This window comes from Alistipes sp. AF48-12, assembly GCF_003477565.1.
Lineage (GTDB): Bacteria > Bacteroidota > Bacteroidia > Bacteroidales > Rikenellaceae > Alistipes_A > Alistipes_A hominis.
This window is the reverse complement of sequence record NZ_QUDJ01000012.1, coordinates 30,286-48,596: the sequence shown is the minus strand read 5'-3', so window position 1 is coordinate 48,596 and position 18,311 is coordinate 30,286. Positions and strand designations below refer to the sequence as shown.

General features: G+C 57.3%; 12 protein-coding genes. 3 read left to right on the top strand and 9 right to left on the bottom strand.

From position 1 onward, the window contains the following. Window positions 1-102 precede the first annotated feature (102 nt). The 4 genes from DW082_RS08830 to DW082_RS08815 form a co-directional block, all read right to left on the bottom strand. Complete coding sequence (locus DW082_RS08830; RefSeq protein WP_220452650.1) at window positions 103-2,847, bottom strand: alpha-L-rhamnosidase; 2,745 nt, start codon at window positions 2,845-2,847, stop codon at window positions 103-105. Window positions 2,848-2,857: 10 nt separating this feature from the next. Continuing rightward, window positions 2,858-3,991, bottom strand: a complete 1,134-nt coding sequence (locus tag DW082_RS08825; RefSeq protein WP_118458253.1) for an exo-alpha-sialidase — start codon at window positions 3,989-3,991, stop codon at window positions 2,858-2,860. A gap of 128 nt (window positions 3,992-4,119) precedes the next feature. Further along, window positions 4,120-4,788, bottom strand: a complete 669-nt coding sequence (locus DW082_RS08820; protein ID WP_055205167.1) for a YitT family protein — start codon at window positions 4,786-4,788, stop codon at window positions 4,120-4,122. A 137-nt stretch (window positions 4,789-4,925) separates the two neighbouring features. After that, complete coding sequence (locus DW082_RS08815) at window positions 4,926-7,607, bottom strand: hypothetical protein (protein ID WP_118458252.1); 2,682 nt, start codon at window positions 7,605-7,607, stop codon at window positions 4,926-4,928. Window positions 7,608-8,011: 404 nt separating this feature from the next. On the opposite strand from DW082_RS08815, the gene DW082_RS08810 reads away from it, so the two are divergent. Genes DW082_RS08810 through DW082_RS08800 form a run of 3 tightly spaced genes read left to right on the top strand, consistent with a single transcriptional unit; the run spans window position 8,012 to window position 12,741 of the window. Continuing rightward, window positions 8,012-11,251 (top strand): glycosyl hydrolase, encoded by a 3,240-nt coding sequence (locus DW082_RS08810; protein WP_118458250.1) that lies wholly within the window; start codon window positions 8,012-8,014, stop codon window positions 11,249-11,251. Window positions 11,252-11,262: 11 nt separating this feature from the next. After that, the gene (locus tag DW082_RS08805) at window positions 11,263-12,042 is read left to right on the top strand and encodes a 4Fe-4S binding protein (protein ID WP_118458248.1); all 780 of its coding nucleotides are present in this window, start codon (window positions 11,263-11,265) and stop codon (window positions 12,040-12,042) included. 57 nt (window positions 12,043-12,099) lie between these two features. Further along, on the top strand, window positions 12,100-12,741 hold the full coding sequence (locus tag DW082_RS08800) for a DUF2461 domain-containing protein (protein ID WP_310648310.1): 642 nt from the start codon (window positions 12,100-12,102) through the stop codon (window positions 12,739-12,741). A 36-nt stretch (window positions 12,742-12,777) separates the two neighbouring features. On the opposite strand, the gene DW082_RS08795 is transcribed toward DW082_RS08800, so the two are convergent. The 5 genes from DW082_RS08795 to DW082_RS08775 form a co-directional block, all read right to left on the bottom strand. Continuing rightward, window positions 12,778-13,428, bottom strand: a complete 651-nt coding sequence (locus tag DW082_RS08795) for a lactate utilization protein (protein WP_055205115.1) — start codon at window positions 13,426-13,428, stop codon at window positions 12,778-12,780. Window positions 13,429-13,580: 152 nt separating this feature from the next. Then, complete coding sequence (floA, locus tag DW082_RS08790) at window positions 13,581-14,546, bottom strand: flotillin-like protein FloA (RefSeq protein WP_101574024.1); 966 nt, start codon at window positions 14,544-14,546, stop codon at window positions 13,581-13,583. A 27-nt stretch (window positions 14,547-14,573) separates the two neighbouring features. Further along, window positions 14,574-15,080, bottom strand: coding sequence for an NfeD family protein (locus DW082_RS08785; protein ID WP_055205169.1), 507 nt, complete (start codon window positions 15,078-15,080; stop codon window positions 14,574-14,576). 162 nt (window positions 15,081-15,242) lie between these two features. Beyond that, entirely contained in the window at window positions 15,243-16,805 is a 1,563-nt protein-coding gene (locus tag DW082_RS08780; protein WP_118458246.1) for an SPOR domain-containing protein, read from the bottom strand. A 60-nt stretch (window positions 16,806-16,865) separates the two neighbouring features. Further along, window positions 16,866-18,311 (bottom strand): TrkH family potassium uptake protein, encoded by a 1,446-nt coding sequence (locus tag DW082_RS08775; RefSeq protein ID WP_180951588.1) that lies wholly within the window; start codon window positions 18,309-18,311, stop codon window positions 16,866-16,868.

Here is an 18,311-nt window from a genome sequence, read left to right as displayed (position 1 = left end):
GTGGGCAAAATATTCGTATTTATTTTTTCCGGTATGCGGATCAAAATCGCCTGAGGCCATCGGCCTCAGGCGATTTTGATTGATCGTCGTTTGTAAATCGGGTTAAAATACGAAGCTATATTCGCCGGACAGCACTTCGAACACCTGTTTGCCGTTTACGGTGCCCCGATACCTGATGTTTTCGTCGTTCGCCGCGACGGTATGTCCCGATTCGGTGATCTTTTCCCTCGCCGCTGCGGGGAAGTGTACCTCGGCGCTGCAATTGGCCGGTATCCGGATATTCCATTCCGTTTTTTTGCGCTTCGTCCGCCGCCACCTGCTCTCTATTTTTCCGGAAACCGAATGGTGGGACGCTTCGACGAAGTCGAGTCCTTCGGGAAAGTCGGGATTCATGACGATCCGCCGGAAGGCCGGTTTCGCGGGATCGGTTCGGATGCCTGCAAGGTTCTCGTAAAACCATACCAGCAGGTCGCCGAGCATCATCACGTGGTTTTGCGAATTCATATCGGGTGCGGCCGTATCGAAATTCCAGAGCTCCCAGATCGTCGTGGCGCCATGCGTTATCATATAACCCCAACTCGGGTAGGTTTTCTTCAAGGCGATGCCGAGCGCGAGATCCGGACGGCCGATGCCCGACAGCGTTTTCATCAGCCATTGGGTGCCGATGACGCCCGTACTCAGGTGGCCCCGATTCTTCACCTCGACGAGGTTGCCGACGTAAGCGGTCACGCGGGGCAGTTCTTCCGCCGGCACCATTCCGAACGCTACCGGCAACAGGTTGGATGTGAGTTCCCCATTGTCGTAATAGCCGTCCTCGGAACGGTAGAACCTGCGGTTGAATCCGTTTTTGATGTTTTCGCCCAGCTCGGCGTAATAGGCTTTATCCTGCGGCCTGCCGGTCAGTTCGGCGAATTTTTGCATCAGTCCGGTGAAATGATAATAGTATGCCGTGGATAGGAGCGGGTTCGGTTTTTTCACGTTCCCGCTCAATCCTTTCCCGGCCTCGGCCGTAGAGGGAGGCGCGCACCAGTCGCCGTAGACGTCCCTGCTGACGATATACTCCGCGGTCATGTAACGCCCTTTCATGTAGGCCAGCCATTTCTTCATGGCATCGTAATGATCCGATACGGCGGAGAGGTCTCCCGTCTGGGTATAAAGCATGTCCGCTATGATCAGCATGACTCCGGGCCAGGTCATGTTGTCGCTGAAATAGCGCCAGAAGTCGGGCGCCAGGTCCGGCAGCGAACCGTCCGCTTTCTGCGCCCTTTTCAGGTCGTCGAGCAACTTGCGGTAGAGCTTCGCATTGTCGAACACGAAATTCTCTCCCAGGGCGGCTACTCCCCGGTCGCCCAGCCACGGCTGTTTTTCGTTGCGCTGCGGACAATCCACCGGCATTCCCTTGTAGTTGCCCGCAATGCCCCACCAGGCATTGCGGTAGATCCTGTTGAGCAACTCGTCCGAGGTTTTGAAACTGCCTACCGTACGCATATCGTCGGAGACCATGCAGGCCGTGAAATCGGACGGGTCGCATTGTCCGGGATAACCGGAGACTTCGACGAATCGGAAACCGTAGTACGTAAAAGCCGGTTCGTAGGTTTCTCGTTCGCCGCCCCGCAGGGTGTACAACCCTTCGGCTTTGGCGCTCCGGAGGTTGGCCGTGAATAGCTCTCCGTTTTCGTCGAGCGATTCGGCGTATCTCAGCCGGACAGTCTGTCCGCGCTCTCCGCGGACGCTGAAACGCATCCATCCCGTCAGGTTTTGCCCGAAATCGACGATGAACCGGCCGTCCGTTTTCTCCGTTACGGAGACGGGGGCGAGTTCTTTTACGACCTTCATCGGGTCGGTCGTTTGCGCCTCGTAGGTTCCGCCCGGCTCCTGGACGAACTCGGCCTGCAGCCATCCGCCGTCGTCGAATCCCGGCGCGTCCCAGTCCGGAAACTCCCGGGTCGCGTCGTACTCTTCGCCGTCGTACAGGTTGTTGGCCCGGATGGGGCCGTCGGCCGTTCCCTTCCACGAGTCGTTCGTGAAGATCACTCTCGAGGAGCCGTCGGCGTAGGTGATCGCCAGGTTGAACAGTACTTTCGGATAGCCGAAGTTTTTTATTTTGAACGCTTGCTGGAACTGCTGCATCGTGAAATACATACCGTTCCCGAGGACTATGCCGATCGCGTTGCGGCCGCGTTTCAGCGCGTCCGTTACGTCGAATGCATTGTACTTTACGTTTTTGGTAAATTCGGTCTGTACGGGAGCCAGTACCCGGTCGCCTATTTTCCGGCCGTTGATGCGAAGTTCGTAAAATCCGAGCCCGATGATATAAGCCGTCGCCGAACGGATCTCCTTGTCGCAGTCGAACTCTTTGCGGAAGTAGCGTGCGGAGAGTCGCGAACCTTGCGGATCGCTGTCCCACGGGAAGCGGCGGTCGAAACCGATCCATTGGCCGACCCAGTCTTGGAATTGAAGAAGCCCGACCTGCCATAGCGCCGGTTCGCTCCATGCCGTTTCTCCTTTGTTGGTATTCGCTTTTACCTTCCAGTAGTAATAGCTGTTGCGCTGCAGCGGCTTTCCCGCATATTTTATCCCCGACGTCGCGTCGCTTTCGATCTCTCCCGAATCCCACATGTCGCCCTGGTCGCGGTCGAGCAGAGTCTTGTCCGTAGCGACGAGGATCCGGTAAGCCGTCTGAAGCACGCCCCGCCGGTCGGATTCGAGTTCCCAGCTCAGCCGCGGCTGCAATACGTCGATCCCGATCGGGTCGGTCATCTCTTCGCAGCGGAGGCGGGCTATGCGCTCGTTCGCAGATAGGCTGCCGGTCAGTAGCAGCAGGGCGGATAACAATAGTTTTTTCATGGGTAAATGATTATCGGACCTCCAGAGCATCGTTTGCGAACTCCCAAAAAACGATGCTCTGCCGGTTCCACGTGTAAGTGACCGCCACACGGTCTCCGTGGGCGATAATCGCCGGGTAGGAATACTCCGCCGGCGGATTGTCGTTTTCGAGCGCGATTGTCTTCGGCCACGTTTTGCCGTTGTCGAACGATACGGCCAAGTTGAGCAGCGACCTCGACCCCGCATCGCCGCCGACCGGATTGTATGCCAGAACCAGCGCGCCGTCCGGGAGTTTTATCAGGTCGATGCCGCTGTTGTTGTTCGGCATGTCGGTCGGGTAGAGCGGACACCAGGATTTTCCGTAGTCTTTCGAGTCGCTCCGGTAGATGCGGGCGTTGCTACTGCGTACGAGCATGTGGACGATTCCCGGCTCCGATTCCCAGAGCGTGGGCTGGATGACCCCGTGTCCCCTGAAATTGCTGCGGTCCAGTTCCAGAAAGGGCGTCGCCTTCCATGTTCTGCCGTTGTTGCTGCTGCGGTCGACGAATACGTCCCAGTGTTTGTCGCCCGTCTCGCTTTCGAACGATGCGCCGGCCAGCCATACGCCGTTCGATAGGACGATGGGCTTATTGCGAACAGGGCCCCGGCCTCCCCGGTCGCCTTTGACGAGTTCGACGGGTTTCGACCAGGTCGTTCCGTCGTCCGACGAAGCCGTCCACCAGGTCTCCCATTCGGTTATTTTTTCCCCCACTTTGAAAAAAAGATAAACTTTTCCCTTCCCGTCGCGGAACAGCACCGGGTTCCAGTGGGCGTCGTCGCGGATTTTCGCGACTCGGCGAGGCGCCGACCAGTTGCCCGGCTTGCCTTTGGACAGCCATATGGCTACGTTGTCCGCGCTCTCCTTGTCTCCGCCGAACCATGCTACCAAGAAATTGCCGTCGTCGAGTCCTACCAGCGTGGATGCATGGCACTGTTTGAAAGGACGGTCGTCGCCGAACAGGAAATCCCGTTCCGTCAGGGCCGCGTCTTTCCCTTCGACGTTCACGGCGCGTTCCGGTTCCGTTTGTAGCGCCGGTTCCGCCGGGATTTTCGGATAAACGGCTTTCGGGCCGGCAATGCAGAAAAAAAGGAGGACGGGTAAAAACAGTCGATAAGGTTTTTGCATACTGGGCTTCGTTTTATTGTACGTCGGATATTCCGGATGTCCGGCTGCCGACAGTCGGCCTATCGCGGATAAAAATACGAATAAAATTCGAGATGTCGAATTTTCGGCGGCGTTCTCCGAAGCGACGGCTATATTCCTTTGATCGGCAGTACGCGGCGGAGCGTCGCCCGCGTGAGTATCCTGCGGTTCAGAAAACTGACGATGTATCCTGTGCTGCAAGCAGCGATCAGTGTTCCTTCGCGCACGCCTTCGATGCGCCGTGCCAGCAGGAGCGACAGCAGCGTGGCAACCGTTACGAGCGAGATGTCGAAAGCGACTTTGAATTTTCCGAAATCCGTATTATAGCGCTGCGAGGCGTAGTTGACGAATCCTTCGGCGCTCATCATGACCACGCGGGGTTTGATCTCCAGTACGACGCCGATCGACTGCACGATACAGCCGGCCAACAGCAGTACGATCGCCGCTGCGTAGTTCGGCGGCAGCAGATGTTGCGTCAGGGCCATGTTGAAATCGATGAACAGCCCGAAAAGCAACGAAAAAGGCATCTGTAACAGGATTTCGACCGTGTCGCGTCGCGTCATGCGGTCGCGAATAAACCAGAACTGTCCGGCGATAAGCAGCATGTTTATCACGAATGTCCAGGTTCCCAACGTCAGCGCGCTGTTGAGGCTCAACACGTAGTTCACGCTCGATATCGGGGTTGTCCCCAACGACGAACGCAGGATCAACACGATTCCGGCGGCCAGGAAATAAAGCCCGATCACGAACAACAGGTATCTGCCCACAAGATTTTTCATCGATACGAAAAACAACGGCGCGAATTTACGAAAGATTTTCGTATTTCGCACCGACGCGGCGTCGGCGATCCGGCAGGCGATCTTCGTGGGAGCGTAAGGCGTGTCGTCCGCATTCGGATTCTCGGGAATCCGAATGTTTAGAATTCGAGCCGTATTTCAGTCTCTCCGTCGAAAGGGCGGACGACGACCGTTTCGTCGTCCGCGTTATATGTGCCGCCCGTTACCCGCACGGGTTTTTTCCCTTCGGGATGCGGCAGCCTGATTTTCACGCAGGCGGGTTTCCGGGCCGGGTCGCATCGAACGCTGGCTTCGATCCGGTTGTTGCGGACGTTCGATACCGCCCGGACGTTCAGCGGCCCGAAATAGCTTTGCACGCCGCTCAGTTCGATTCGATCGCCGTCCGCCATCCACCGGCGCGGAATTACCCGGAAGAGATTCAGTGTATCCGCATCCTCCATATAAAGCATCCAGCGGGTTTCCATCAGGAAGTTGGCTTCTTCGTGGGTCTTGTGGGGACTCAGTTTGTAGAGATGCTCCCAGAACGTATAGGTTCCCGGATCGGCGTAGGGGGCCATGGTGTGGTAATAGGTGCTTAGGAAAGGTTTTACCATTCCTTTTTTCGCTTGCAACCAGTTGTGACGGCTGTAATACGGTTGGCTGAAAGTCGAATTTTCCTGGAACATCAGTTCGCTGTGATATTTCAACAACAGATCCGAAACGGGCTCTGCCGGGTCGATTACCTCGCAAAAAACCAGGTACATCGGCCCCAGCATGGCATCCGGGACGGTAAAGGTGCCGTGAGAGCGGAAACATTCGGCCTGTTGGTACAGCAGGCGCGGTCCCGGAGCTTCCGTCCAGGGAGGCGCGGTCGGGCTCCACGTTCCGTCTCCCAGCGGAACGACCGGCGAAAGAGCCATCGTCCGTTCGAGCGATTCGCGGATGTCGTTTCTCCAGTCGGCCGCTTCCTTCTGCAGGCTTTCGGCTTCTTCCGCTCCGATGGCTTCGAATACTTCTCCCATGCGTTTCATGCCGAGGTAACCGTAGCCGTTCAGCATGAATTGGTGGAAATAGTCTTCCGGATCGGCGACCTTTCCGTCGATCATGCCGTATCCGCGTCCTCTGAGGCTGTCCTTTTTACTGCGGTTTCTCCATTCGGTCAGGTAGCGGCAGGCTTTCAGCAAGGCCGGTTTGATTTCCCCGATCCATTCCTTGTCCCGGGTGTAGCGGAAGTATTCGCCCACCGACCACAAAACGGCCCCCGTTTCGACCATATAGCCGTTGTAATTCTCGATTTTTCCATTCTCCTGCTGGGTTTCGATAAAGTAGTTCAATGCCCGCCGGGCCAGGTCGTTCAACCCCATCGAGGCGTAAAATTGAATGATCGGGGCGCTTTCCGTTCCGATCGGAGAGTAAACGCCCACGTTAGCGGCCAGCGTCCCGTCCGGCTCCTGCCCGAAAGTCACCAGGTCCAAATGCAGCAGGCCCGCGCGGACCATCTCGTCGATCCTTTTTTCCGGGACATGGATACGGGCGGCGCGCTCCAGTTTCCCGTTCCAATAGGCCTTGCACGCTTCGTAGCGTTTTTCGAACGACTGTGCGGCCAGTTCTTCGGCCCGCTGTCGGGAGACGGGTTCGTGCGGAATGTAAAAGTTCACTTCGATCCGTTCCCCGGGTTGGAGCAGTACGGCGAGTTCCTCGTTACACAGCGGTTTCCCTTTGATTGTGGAAATACAGAATACCCGGTCCTCCGAGAAAAATGAAAATCCTTTTTCCCGGTCGAATTGATAAGCCGCTCCGATATACAGATTGTTGGTGGGCATTGCCGGGCGGGGGGCCTTGATCCAGGCGTAGCGGGGAACGGCTCCTTCGTTTTCGATTTCCGTCCGGATGTAGAGGACGGCTTCCTCGTCGGCGGGCGGGATCGCGGCCTGTATGTCGGCCAACTGTTTCTGCTGCGTTTCGGTAAATACCCTCCCTCCGGAACGGCTGTCCGAGATCAGGAAGTGGGTTCCCTGCACGTTGCCGGCGTTCAACTCCGACTTTTCGAGCGACACGAACGATACGCTGTGGTAACGGACATCGTCGTCCGTGAGTTCGGAGTGGTAAATGGGAAGTACGCCCTCATCCAGATGCCGGGCGATGTTATCCATGACTCCCACGCCGCGTCCCAGCGCGTACCGGTAGTAGAGCGCCGAAGGGGCCGTTTCCGGCAGTACGACGGGGGAAGAAGAGAAAATCGGACGGATCAGTTTGTCCTCTAATGTGCCGTCCGGCAGCTCTTCCGATATTTCGAACATGCGGATGTCTCTTCCCATGCCGAGCCAGATCGGAACGTTCGACCGGCGGGCGCGTGCCGCCGCGGTTTCGAAAGAGACTTCCGGCTCGGTTTCGATCCGTTCGATCTTGGTACGGCTTTTTCGGGAAAGGATCTCTCGCTCGACCTCCGCATAACAACGGCCGTCTCCGGCCGGGAGTACCGTTACTTTGTAATTCGGAATGTAGATCGGCGTATTCCGGTTTACGTCCCTCAGGAAAAAGGAGAAGGAACCCTGCGGAGCTTCGACGTGGATCAGAGTCGCCTCCGGTCCGATTTTCGTATCGGCGCTGTCGACGAAGCATTCCAGCCGAGCTCCGGAAGCGTTCCGGATGCGGTAGGCGTTCCCGTCGATCCGGACATTCCCTTTTACGGCTTCGATCCGGGCGATTTTCCCGTTCGTAGCCGAAATGCTTCCCGTTCCGGTTCCCCCTTCCCATTCGATGGTAAAGGAGCCGGTCGTTTTATTTTCGGTTTGTGAAGACAGTTTTCCTCCGACAATCAAAAAAAACAGAGCGCAACGAGTACTTTTTCCTTCATTTTGTTTAGATTAAGTATTCTACAAAAATAATATTATTTTCGGTTCGTCGCGAATGCGGAACCGAATATTGTCGAATCGGCGGAATTATGTGCGTCCTGCATTCCGCTCGCGTCCTTTCCGGCGGCGGAAACGGCGAAATTCGGACGGATTACCGATAAAAGCTTCGTTGTCGGTACGGGCAAATGATTTTCGTACCGATATTTACACTATATTTGAATGTGCTTTGTCGAACGGGGACGCATGTTTTGTCCGTCGATCCCGAATCATGAAAAGATGACCCGTTGCCCGATCGTCGATTATGCGCCCGAGCGGCTTGTGCCGGTTCGGAATACGGATGAATTCCGGTAAACAGAAAAAACTACTAAACTATGTCCCACACTCTATTCGGAGCGCGGCTGATGTTGATCGCCGCCGTGTTTTTAACGGGTTGCCGCAGCGATGCGGGAACCGTTGCTTCGTCCATGCTCGAACGGGGATTCGTCGCCCCGCCCGATTCGGTAAAAATCAGTACGTATTGGTATTGGATTTCCGGGAACGTATCGAAAGAAGGTGTAGCCGAAGACCTGCGATCGATGAAAGCAGCCGGAATCGACCGCGCCTATATCGGCAACATCGGTCACGACGACGTTCCTTACGGGCCGGTCGAGCTGATGAGCGAGCCGTGGTGGGAGATATTGCATACGGCCCTCAAGACCGCAACGGAACTGGATATGGAGATCGGCATTTTCAACTCTCCGGGGTGGAGTCAGTCCGGCGGTCCCTGGGTGAAGCCGGAAGAGTCGATGCGTTATCTGTGCAGTTCGCAGGTGCGGGTCGAGGGCCCTTCGAAGTTTTCGGGCAGGTTGCCGAAGCCCGAAGGGATGATTCAGGACGTGCGCGTGATCGCCTATCCGGTGCCGAAAAACGACGGAGTGCTGCTGAACGGCGCGTCCGGAACGGTGCGTTCCGTACCGGCTTTGCCCGGTATCGGACGGTTGGCCGACGGGGATACGCTTACGTCCGTCCGGCTCCCCGTCGGGAAAACCGCGATCGTTTTCGAGTCGCCGGAGCTTTTTACCGCCCGCAGCATCACCGTACGTCCGGAACACCGCCCGATCGTAGCGAATGCCGTCCTCGAGGCTTTGGACGGGAGCGACTACCGGCCGGTGGCGGAGTTCGATATCAGTCGGTTCAACGAAATGCCCAATGTCGGGTTCGATGTTTATGCTCCCGTTACGATCTCTTTCCCGGCCACGTCTTCCCGGGCGTTCCGCCTTTCGGTCGATAATGCCGGCGGACCCGCCGCCCTGCGCGAGGTGGAACTTTCGGCAGCGGCGCGGGTCGAACGTTACAGCGAAAAAAGTCTGGCTAAAATGCACCAGACTCCTCTGCCGTACTGGGAGGACTACCTTTGGCCCGCTCCGGCCGAAACGGACGATCCTTCGCTGGCGGTCGATCCTGCCGCCGTGCGGGATATCACGGAGTTCGTATCCGGGGACGGAATGTTGACATGGGACGTCCCGGCCGGGGAGTGGGCGATCCTGCGCACCGGAATGGCTTCCACGGGCGTTACGAACAGTCCCGCCGCCCCGGAGGCTACGGGGCTGGAGATCGACAAAATGAACAGGGAGCATGTCCGTACCCATTTCGACGCTTTTATCGGTAAGATTCTCGAGCGGATTCCGGAGGCCGACCGCCGGTCGTTCAAAGTGGTGGTGCAGGATAGTTACGAAACCGGCGGGCAGAATTTTACGGACGATTTCATCGCCCGGTTCGAAAAATGTTACGGATACGATCCGGTGCCGTTTTTGCCGGTGTTCGAAGGCGTCGTGGTCGGAAGCGCCGAAACTTCGGATCGTTTTCTGTGGGATGTGCGCAGGATGGTGGCCGACGCCGTGTCGTACGAATATGTAGGCGGCATGCGCGAAGTCTGTCACGAACACGGGCTTACCACATGGCTCGAAAATTACGGGCACTGGGGATTTCCGGGCGAGTTCCTGCAGTACGGCGGACAGTCGGACGACGTGGCCGGCGAGTTTTGGAGCGAGGGCGAACTGGGCGATATCGAGAACCGGGCGGCTTCGTCCTGCGCGCATATTTACGGCAAGTCCAGGGTGTATGCCGAGTCGTTTACATGTGCGGGGGCGGCTTTCAGCCGTTATCCGGCCAATATGAAACAGCGTTGCGACCGTTTTTTCGCCGAAGGGATCAACAGCACCCTGCTGACGCTGTTCATCTCGCAGCTCGACGACGGCCGGCTTCCGGGCGTGAATGCCGCTTACGGAAACGAATTCAACCGCAACAACACGTGGTATCCCCAGTTGAATACTTTTATCGAGTACCTGCGTCGCTGCAATTTCATGTTGCAACAGGGGCTGAATATAGCCGACGTGGCCTATTTTGTCGGCGAGGACGCTCCGAAGATGACCGGCGTCGCCGATCCCGCGTTACCTGCCGGTTATCAGTTCGACTATATCAACGGGGAGGTGCTGCGCGACCGGGCGTCTGTGCGCGACGGGTTGCTGACTCTGCCGCACGGAACGCAGTACAGATTGCTGGTGCTTCCCGAACTCGAAACCATGCGGCCGGAACTGCTGACGAAGATCGCCCGGTTGGTAAGGGACGGGGCCGTCGTGCTCGGCCCGTGTCCCGACCGTTCGCCCAGCTTGCAGGGACAGCCCGGCGCCGACCTGCTGGTGCGTGCGCTCGCTTCCGAAATGTGGGCGGAGGTGGACGGAGTGACCCGGAAGTCCCGGCGGTACGGCAAAGGAGCGGTGTTGTCCGGCATGAGCATGGAGGAGGCCCTGGCCTATGTCGACTGCCCGCCGGATCTGAAAACCGATTGCCGCGATATCGTATACGGGCATCGCAGGGTGGGGGAGACGGATATCTATTTCGTGGCGAACCAATCCGCCCGTCCGGTTGCGTTCGAGGCCGGTTTTCGCGTTAGGGGGCTTCGACCGGAGCTGTGGCTTCCCGTTTCGGGTGCGATGCGCCCGCTTCCCGAGTTTACGGTTTCGGACAGGAGCGTTTCGGTTCCGTTGAAGCTGGAGCCTTACGAAAGCGCGTTCGTCGTTTTCCGTGAGCCTGCGCAGGCGTCGGACGCTTCCCGCGGGGGAGTCAACTATCCGGAGCCGGTTCCGGTCGTCGAGATAACCGCTCCCTGGACGGTGGCTTTCGACGCCGCCCGGCGCGGACCCGGAGAGTCCGTAACGATGGATTCCCTGACCGACTGGGCGCTCAGCGACGACGACCGGATCCGGTTCTATTCGGGAACGGCTTCGTATAAGAACCGGTTTACCTGGCAGGCGGCCGATCCTTCCCGGCGGTTGTTGCTCGACCTGGGGTGCGTCGCCGCGATGGCCCGGGTCAGGCTGAACGGACGCGACGTCGGAGGGGTGTGGACTTATCCGTACCGGCTGGACGTAACCGACTTCGTAAAAGAGGGCGGGAACGATCTGGAAATCGAGGTCGTCAATACCTGGGTCAACCGTCTGATCGGCGACAGCGCGTTGCCCGCCGGCGAACGTCCGACGTGGTCTCCGCACAATCCGTGGACCCCGTCGTCGCCGTTGCAGACATCCGGGCTGCTGGGCCCCGTACGTATAGAAAGCGTTTGTTATCAATAAATCGTAAGAATGTGAGGACGGAAAATATTCACCTGGTATATTTCAGCGCGACTTATACGACCCGGAAGGTCATGAGACAGATCGCCGCGCAAATCGAAGGACGGAAGACGGAGTACGACATTACCCGGAGCGCGTCCGGGGCGGAAGTAACGATGGGCGACGGCGACCTGCTGGTAGTGGGTATGCCCGTCTATTCCGGACGCATTCCCGCATCCGCGCTGCCGGCGCTCCGCAAGTTCCGGGGAAACGGGACGCCTGCCGTCGTCGTATGCGTTTACGGCAACCGGGATTACGACGATGCGTTGCTCGAACTGACCGATGTTGTCGGAGAAAACGGATTCAGGGTCGCCGCCGCCGCCGCGTTCGTCGCGCAACACTCCATATTTCCGCAGGTCGGAACGAATCGTCCGGATGAGGAAGACATACGGCGAATTGCCGCATTCGTTCGGCAGTTCCGTCGGAAAATCGATTCTGCGGCCGATTCCGCCTCTTTGCAGGAAGTCGTGCCTCCGGGCGGCCGTCCTTATAAAACGCCGGGGAAAGTGCCGTTGCGACCGACGGGCGGCCGCAAGTGCACGGGGTGCGGCGTATGCGTCGAACGATGCCCCGTACAGGCCATTCCTGCCGGCCGTCCCCGGCAAACGGATCCGCAGAAGTGTATCGCCTGCGGCCGCTGCATCGTCGTATGTCCGGCCCGCGCCCGTCGTTTCGGGGGATTGCTGTATAAAATCGTCCGCCGGAAATTCGTGAAAGCTTATTCCGTGCGGAAGGAGCCGGATATTTATGTGTAGTTCCGCGACCGTCCGGATATTTCGTTATCTTTGTATCCTTACTCAATTCGGATAGGCATGGAAGATATCATACGGTTTCTGGAACAGTTGAGGCGCCATAACAACCGGGAATGGTTCGAAGCGAACAAGCTTTGGTACCGCGACGTAAAGGCCCGGTTCGACGGTTTGGTCGCCCGGCTGATCGACGCGATCGCCGCTTTCGATCCTTCGGTCGCTGGGCTTGCGGTGAAGGACTGCACTTATCGGATTTACCGGGATACGCGGTTCAGTCCGAACAAAGAACCCTACAAAACCCATTTCGGGGCTTATTTTTGTCCTCGCGGGAAAAAGTCGGGGTATGCCGGTTATTATTTCCATGTGGAGCCGCAGGGGGACGGACTGATCGGCGGTCACCTGCTTTCGGCCGGATTGTATATGCCGGAACCGAACGTGTTGAAAAGCGTCCGGGACGAGATCCTCGATAACGGGGAACGTTTCGCCGCCGCTGTCCGGGGAGCGTCCGGTTTTTCGTTGAACGCGGAGAACCGGCTGAAACGGGCGCCGGCTGGTTTTCCGTCCGACAGTCCGTATGTCGAATACCTGAAACTGAGGACGTCTATTTGGAAAAGTTCGTCGACGACCGTTTTATGTTGCAGGCGGATCTGGTCGAAAGCGTTGCCCGCGAGCTCCGCGCGACGATGCCTTTCATCGCTCTGTTGAACAGGGCCGTGGATTATGCCCGTGAGGAGATGTAGTCTAATAACCCAGATCCTCGTTGATCAGGATGACGGCGATCCGCTCTTTCGGAAAACACTTTTCGAGGATCAACCAGCCGTTGCAAATCCGGTCGGGACTGTTGCAGTCGTGACACCGGGCGGTCGTCCGGCAGGGCGTTTTGAATGTCGCATGAGCGAGGGCGTTCATCGGGGCGGCGAGGGTCTTGATCCGCTGGCGGGCCGATTCGAGGTCGGGAGTCAACTTGTTCCGCCCGATGAACAACAGGACGTGTTCCGGCCCGAATGCGACCGCCGCGATGCGGTTGCCGATCATATCCAGCCATACCAATTCCCCCTTTTCTGTCACGGCATTCGCTCCGGTCAAAAACAGATCGGACAGCAGGGCCTGCCGTCTGGTCAGGAGATTTTCGGCGCGTTCTTTCGACGGGTCGAATCCGTCGATCAGCGTGCGCCGGTCGTCCTGCCGGATGACGTTCAGGATTCCGCTGCGGTGCATGGTCCGCGAATCGGCATAACCTATCGTGCGGGGAGCCAGCTTTTCGATGATCTCCGCCGCCGCGTTTGCCGCATCTTCGATCCGGTCTACGACGATTGCCGAGAATCCGTTTTTAGTCAGCGCTTTCGCACAACTTTCCAGGCGTGTCAGCCAGTATTTTTCGGATGGATTCATGTTTTTCGTATTCTGGTTTCAGATCCGGAAACGATTCGGACGTTGCAATGTTAGGGATTTCCGCCTGAAAAAACAAATAGAGGCGGGGATAACGAAAAACTCCGCGAAGAGATCCTCTTCGCGGAGTTTTCATACCGGTGTACGGCCGGATGTTATTTTTTATCCGGCTTCACGATCCCTTCGCGCATGTGGGTGTCGGCCTGGATGTTCTGGATTTTGTAGTAATCCATCACGCCGAGATTGCCGTTGCGGAAGGCTTCCGCGATCGCCATCGGGATTTCAGCCTCGGCCAGGATGACTTTGGCCCGCGCTTCCTGCGCTTTGGCTTTCATCTCTTGTTCCAGCGCTACGGCCATCGCCCGTTTCTCTTCGGCTTTGGCCTGCGCGATGTTCTTGTCGGCATTGGCCTGGTCCATCTGCAAGAAAGCGCCGATGTTCTTGCCCACGTCGATATCGGCGATGTCGATCGACAGGATTTCGAAGGCGGTTCCCGCATCCAGTCCCTTTTCGAGTACTACCCGCGAGATGAAATCCGGATTCTCAAGCACGGTCTTGTGCGACGTCGACGAACCGATCGACGATACGATCCCTTCGCCCACGCGGGCCAGCACGGTGTCCTCGCCGGCGCCTCCGACCAGTTGTTTGATATTCGCCCGTACCGTTACGCGGGCTTTGGCGATCAGTTGGATGCCGTCTTTGGCTACGGCCGCTACCGGAGGGGTGTTGATCACTTTCGGGTTGACCGACATCTGTACGGCTTCCGCCACGTTACGGCCGGCCAGGTCGATGGCCGCCGCCATCCGGAAGTCGAGCGTAATGTTGGCTTTTTGCGCCGAGATCAGAGCCGTCACGACGTTGGGCACGTTGCCGCCCGCCAGGAAGTGCGCTTCCAGGTCGTTGGAGGTCAGATGCAGACCCGCTTTGGTTCCGGCGATCATCTGGTTGACGATGACCGAGGGCGGCACCTTGCGGAACCGCATCAGCACCAGTTGCAGCAGACTGATGCGTACTCCCGATACGAGGGCCGAAAACCATAGCCCGATCGGAATAAAGTATAAAATGAACCATAACAGAACGAGCGCGACGAACGCAATCACCCAAATACCAAATCCTTCCATAGTCATATTTTTAGTGTTTTTGTGTTTTTAATCGAGCGGTTCGGAAAATGTTCCCCGGTATCCGGCCGCGGAATCGACCCGCCTTACGATGACGGCGGTATTGTCGTAGCCGATCACTTCGATCGCCTGGTGCGGGTCGATGTAGGCGTCCACGGATTTTGCTTCGATGGTCACTTCGCCGAGCTGCACTTTACCCATCGGAGCGAGTCGGGTCAGCGTTTCGCCCCGTTGTCCGACATGGATGTCCTGCTGTTCGGGGGTAGGGGTAGACGTGCTGTCCACGGTCGCTTTCAGCGAGAAACGGCGCCATGTATTGGCTCTGAGCGAAACGACTACCGCGATGACGCAGAGGATCACGATCGTTGCGAGGATCAGTGCGCCGCCCATTACGCCGTATTGCATGAAACCGTAAAATGCGGCCGCCAGAAATGCGACGAATGCTCCGATCCCGGCGACACTGATTCCCGGCAGCAGTACCAGTTCCGCTACCAGCAACAGTACGCCCACGACGATCAGCGCGACGATTAACCACATAAGCCTGTTTTTATCAGATTTTATCCCGGGCGGGAAATTCTTTTCCAAGGTACGGATTTTTTGGAAACCTGCAAAAGAACCGGTCGAAAATAAGGTGAAAAACAAATGCCTTCCGTTTTTTACCGGGGAAGGCATCGTTTTTAGGGGGCGCGGAACCGGTCGCTAATAGTCGAGGGTCAATACGGTCGCGCTACCCTGCGAGACTGCATTGATAGCCCGGCACAGCGAATCGGCGGCTTCCTTGCTGTCGAAATTCCCGATCGAATAGAGGTAAGATCCGTCGTCGTTCGTGGCGCGCGAGAGTTCCTTGCCGGCCGCCTGGCTGTCGGTCACTTCTTTGATCGCCTCGCTAATGGTTTCGCCCTGCCCGGCGATCTCTACGCGGTACAGGGTGGAAAGCTCGCCGGCCGTTCCTTCGCCGCCCGTTTCACCGGGAATTTCGAAGCGGCCGTCACGCCATACGACGATTTCCGGTTTGCGGAATCCCATGCTTTTCAGCTTGGCCAGTCCGGCGTCGGCGGCGGCCGCATCGCGGAACGCCCCGGCGAAGTAGCGGAATTTCCCGTCTTCGCTCTTCTCGTAACACAGCGGATAGACTCCCTTGAAGAGCGAAACCGCTTGCTTCTGGGTGAAAGCGCCCAGTTGGATGCGGTATACGGTTCCCTGTCGGTATACTTCCATTTCCGGGATCGGGTTCGAGGCGTTGTATTTCGACGGGCTGGCCCGTTCGATATCGGCGTATTCGATGAAAATACGCTCTTTAGGAGCTATTTTCGGCAGGTCGTAGTGCAGTTTGCCGAAAATTTCGGCCTGTTTGTTCACCGAGTCCCGGGCCGCCGTGTATCCGAGGATTCCGGCCAGGGCCTCCTCGTAGCCGAGCAGCAGCCGTTTGTTCAGCGGGTAGCCGTAAACGGTTTCCGAGGCTACGCTGTCCTGCATCGCGGCGATTTGCTGGCGGTTGTTGCGGAATTGCGTGCCGAATTTGTCCAGCATCTCGTTCTTGCCCATCTTGTCGAGCAGGTAGTTGTAAGCGTAGGTCTTGTTGTCGTAAATGTAATTCCAGACATGCGACAGCGAGTCGCTGAGCGCCCGGTTCAGCGATCCGATCGATTCCAGTTGCGCATAGGTCTCTTCGGCCAGCGTTTTGTTGGCGGTCGTGTCGTACAGGGTTGCCAGCGAGTCTGCTTTCCGATAGTTTTCCAGATAGGTTCCCAGCAGTTTCAGCGGCAGCGGTTCGAGTTCCTGCGCGTGCCGCAGCGCTTTGTAATCCTGCTCCGACAGGTTTTCTTTGAAGTAGACGTTGTAGACCAGATTCGGAGTTTGTTTTCCGCCCGCCGGAGCCGGAGTGCCGGCTGCCGCCGGATTTTCGGCCGTACCGTTCAGATTCTTTAGGATGAAGTCCTGCTCGATCGCTCCGATTTCATTGGCCGTGACCCCCTGCTGGTTCCGGATTTCGAAGAGTTCTTTTTCGAGTTGCAGGATTTTGGTTCCGAGCTGTTCTTTTTCCGAATCGGTGGTTTCGGCGGTAAAAAGTTTGCGCGTGTCGTTGATGACCTGCACGACCGAATCTTCGGTTCGGTGCAGACGCTGTTCCTGTTCGAGCAGGGACATGTATTTCGCATTGCTTTCCAGTCCCGCTACGCGCGCCGTGACCTGCTGTCCTTGCAGTCCGGTCGAGAGGGCAACCGCAAACAACGTAACAAATAGCTGACTCAGTCTGTACATGGCAATATCAATCTAACTGCAAAAATATATTTTTTAACGACACGGACATACGGCCCGGCGTCATTTCCACTTGTTCAAAAAGAAAAGCTGGATGAATCCGAAAATTTCGAACCGTCCCAGCAGCATCATGATCGTAGCGATGAATTTCACCATCCCCGGCATCTCGTGGTAGTTGCCCATCGAACCGACCTGCCCGAACCCGGCTCCTGCATTCGCCATGCTGGCTACCGTCATGCTGAAGCTGGTTTCAAGATCGATGCCGAAAGCGGCTACCACGACCGTTCCGATCCCCAGCAGCATCAGGTACAGCACGATAAAAAGCATCGCCATGTTGACCGTATTGTTCTCCTGGATCACTCCATTGAGTTTCACCCGGATGATGGCGTTCGGATGTTGCCGCTGAATGATGGCGGCTTTCATCGCTTTGAACGACAGTAGAATACGGTCGCATTTGATGCCGCCTGCGGTCGACCCGGCGCAGGCGCACTGGATCGTGAACAGCATCAGCACGACGATGGCAAGCGGCGTCCATACCGACGAGTCGGCCGTGGCGAAACCGGTGGTCGAGGCGACCGATATAATCTGGAATAGGCTGTATCTTAGTGAAATCCATATATTCGGATAGATGTCCGTCAGCCACAGGCTGATCGCAATGACGACGCCTCCCGCGAGTGTCGAAAAAATGTAGTATTTGCTGATTTCCGATTTGAAGATGTTGTTGTTCTTGCCGGTCAGCGTGCCGTATATCAGGCCGAAATGCAGTCCGGAGACCAGCATGAAGAACATCACGATGAATTCGACCCCGGCGTTGTTGAACGACGCGATGCTCGAATTGCGGGTGCAGAACCCGCCGGTAGCGATGGTCGAGAACGAGTTGCAGACCGCGTCGAACCAGCCCATCCCGACGATCTTCAGCAGCACGGTCTGGATCAGCGTCAATCCGACGTAAACGACGATCAGGATTTGCAGCGTTTTCTGGGTGCGGTACCGGAAATTGTCCTTGGCCATCGACGACAGTTCGACGCTCGAAAGTCGCATCTTGGTCGAGCCCATCGACGGCAGCACGACCAGAACGAACATCACGACCCCGACGCCTCCCAACCAGTGTGTCGACGCCCTCCAGAACAGCAGTCCTTTGGGTAGCGCTTCGACGTTGCTCAGCGACGTAGACCCGGTCGTCGTGAAGCCCGAAACGCTTTCGAACCATGCGTCGGCCAGCGTGAATTCGCCGCCCCAGAGCATGTAGGGCAGCATACACATCAGGCACGACATCAGCCACGCCCCGACCACCACGCCATAGCCTTCGGAGCTCGATATCTGTTCGCCGCCTTGCACGAAGATCAGCGGAAAGGCTCCGAGGATCGCCGTCAGCAGGAAACTCTGCAACAGCGGGTAGAAAGCGGTATCCATGCCGTTCAGCAGCGAAACGCAAGCCGACAGCAGCAGGAACGCCGCGTTCAGCAGCAAGATGAGACCGATGTATCTGAGTACGATGTTCAACCGCAT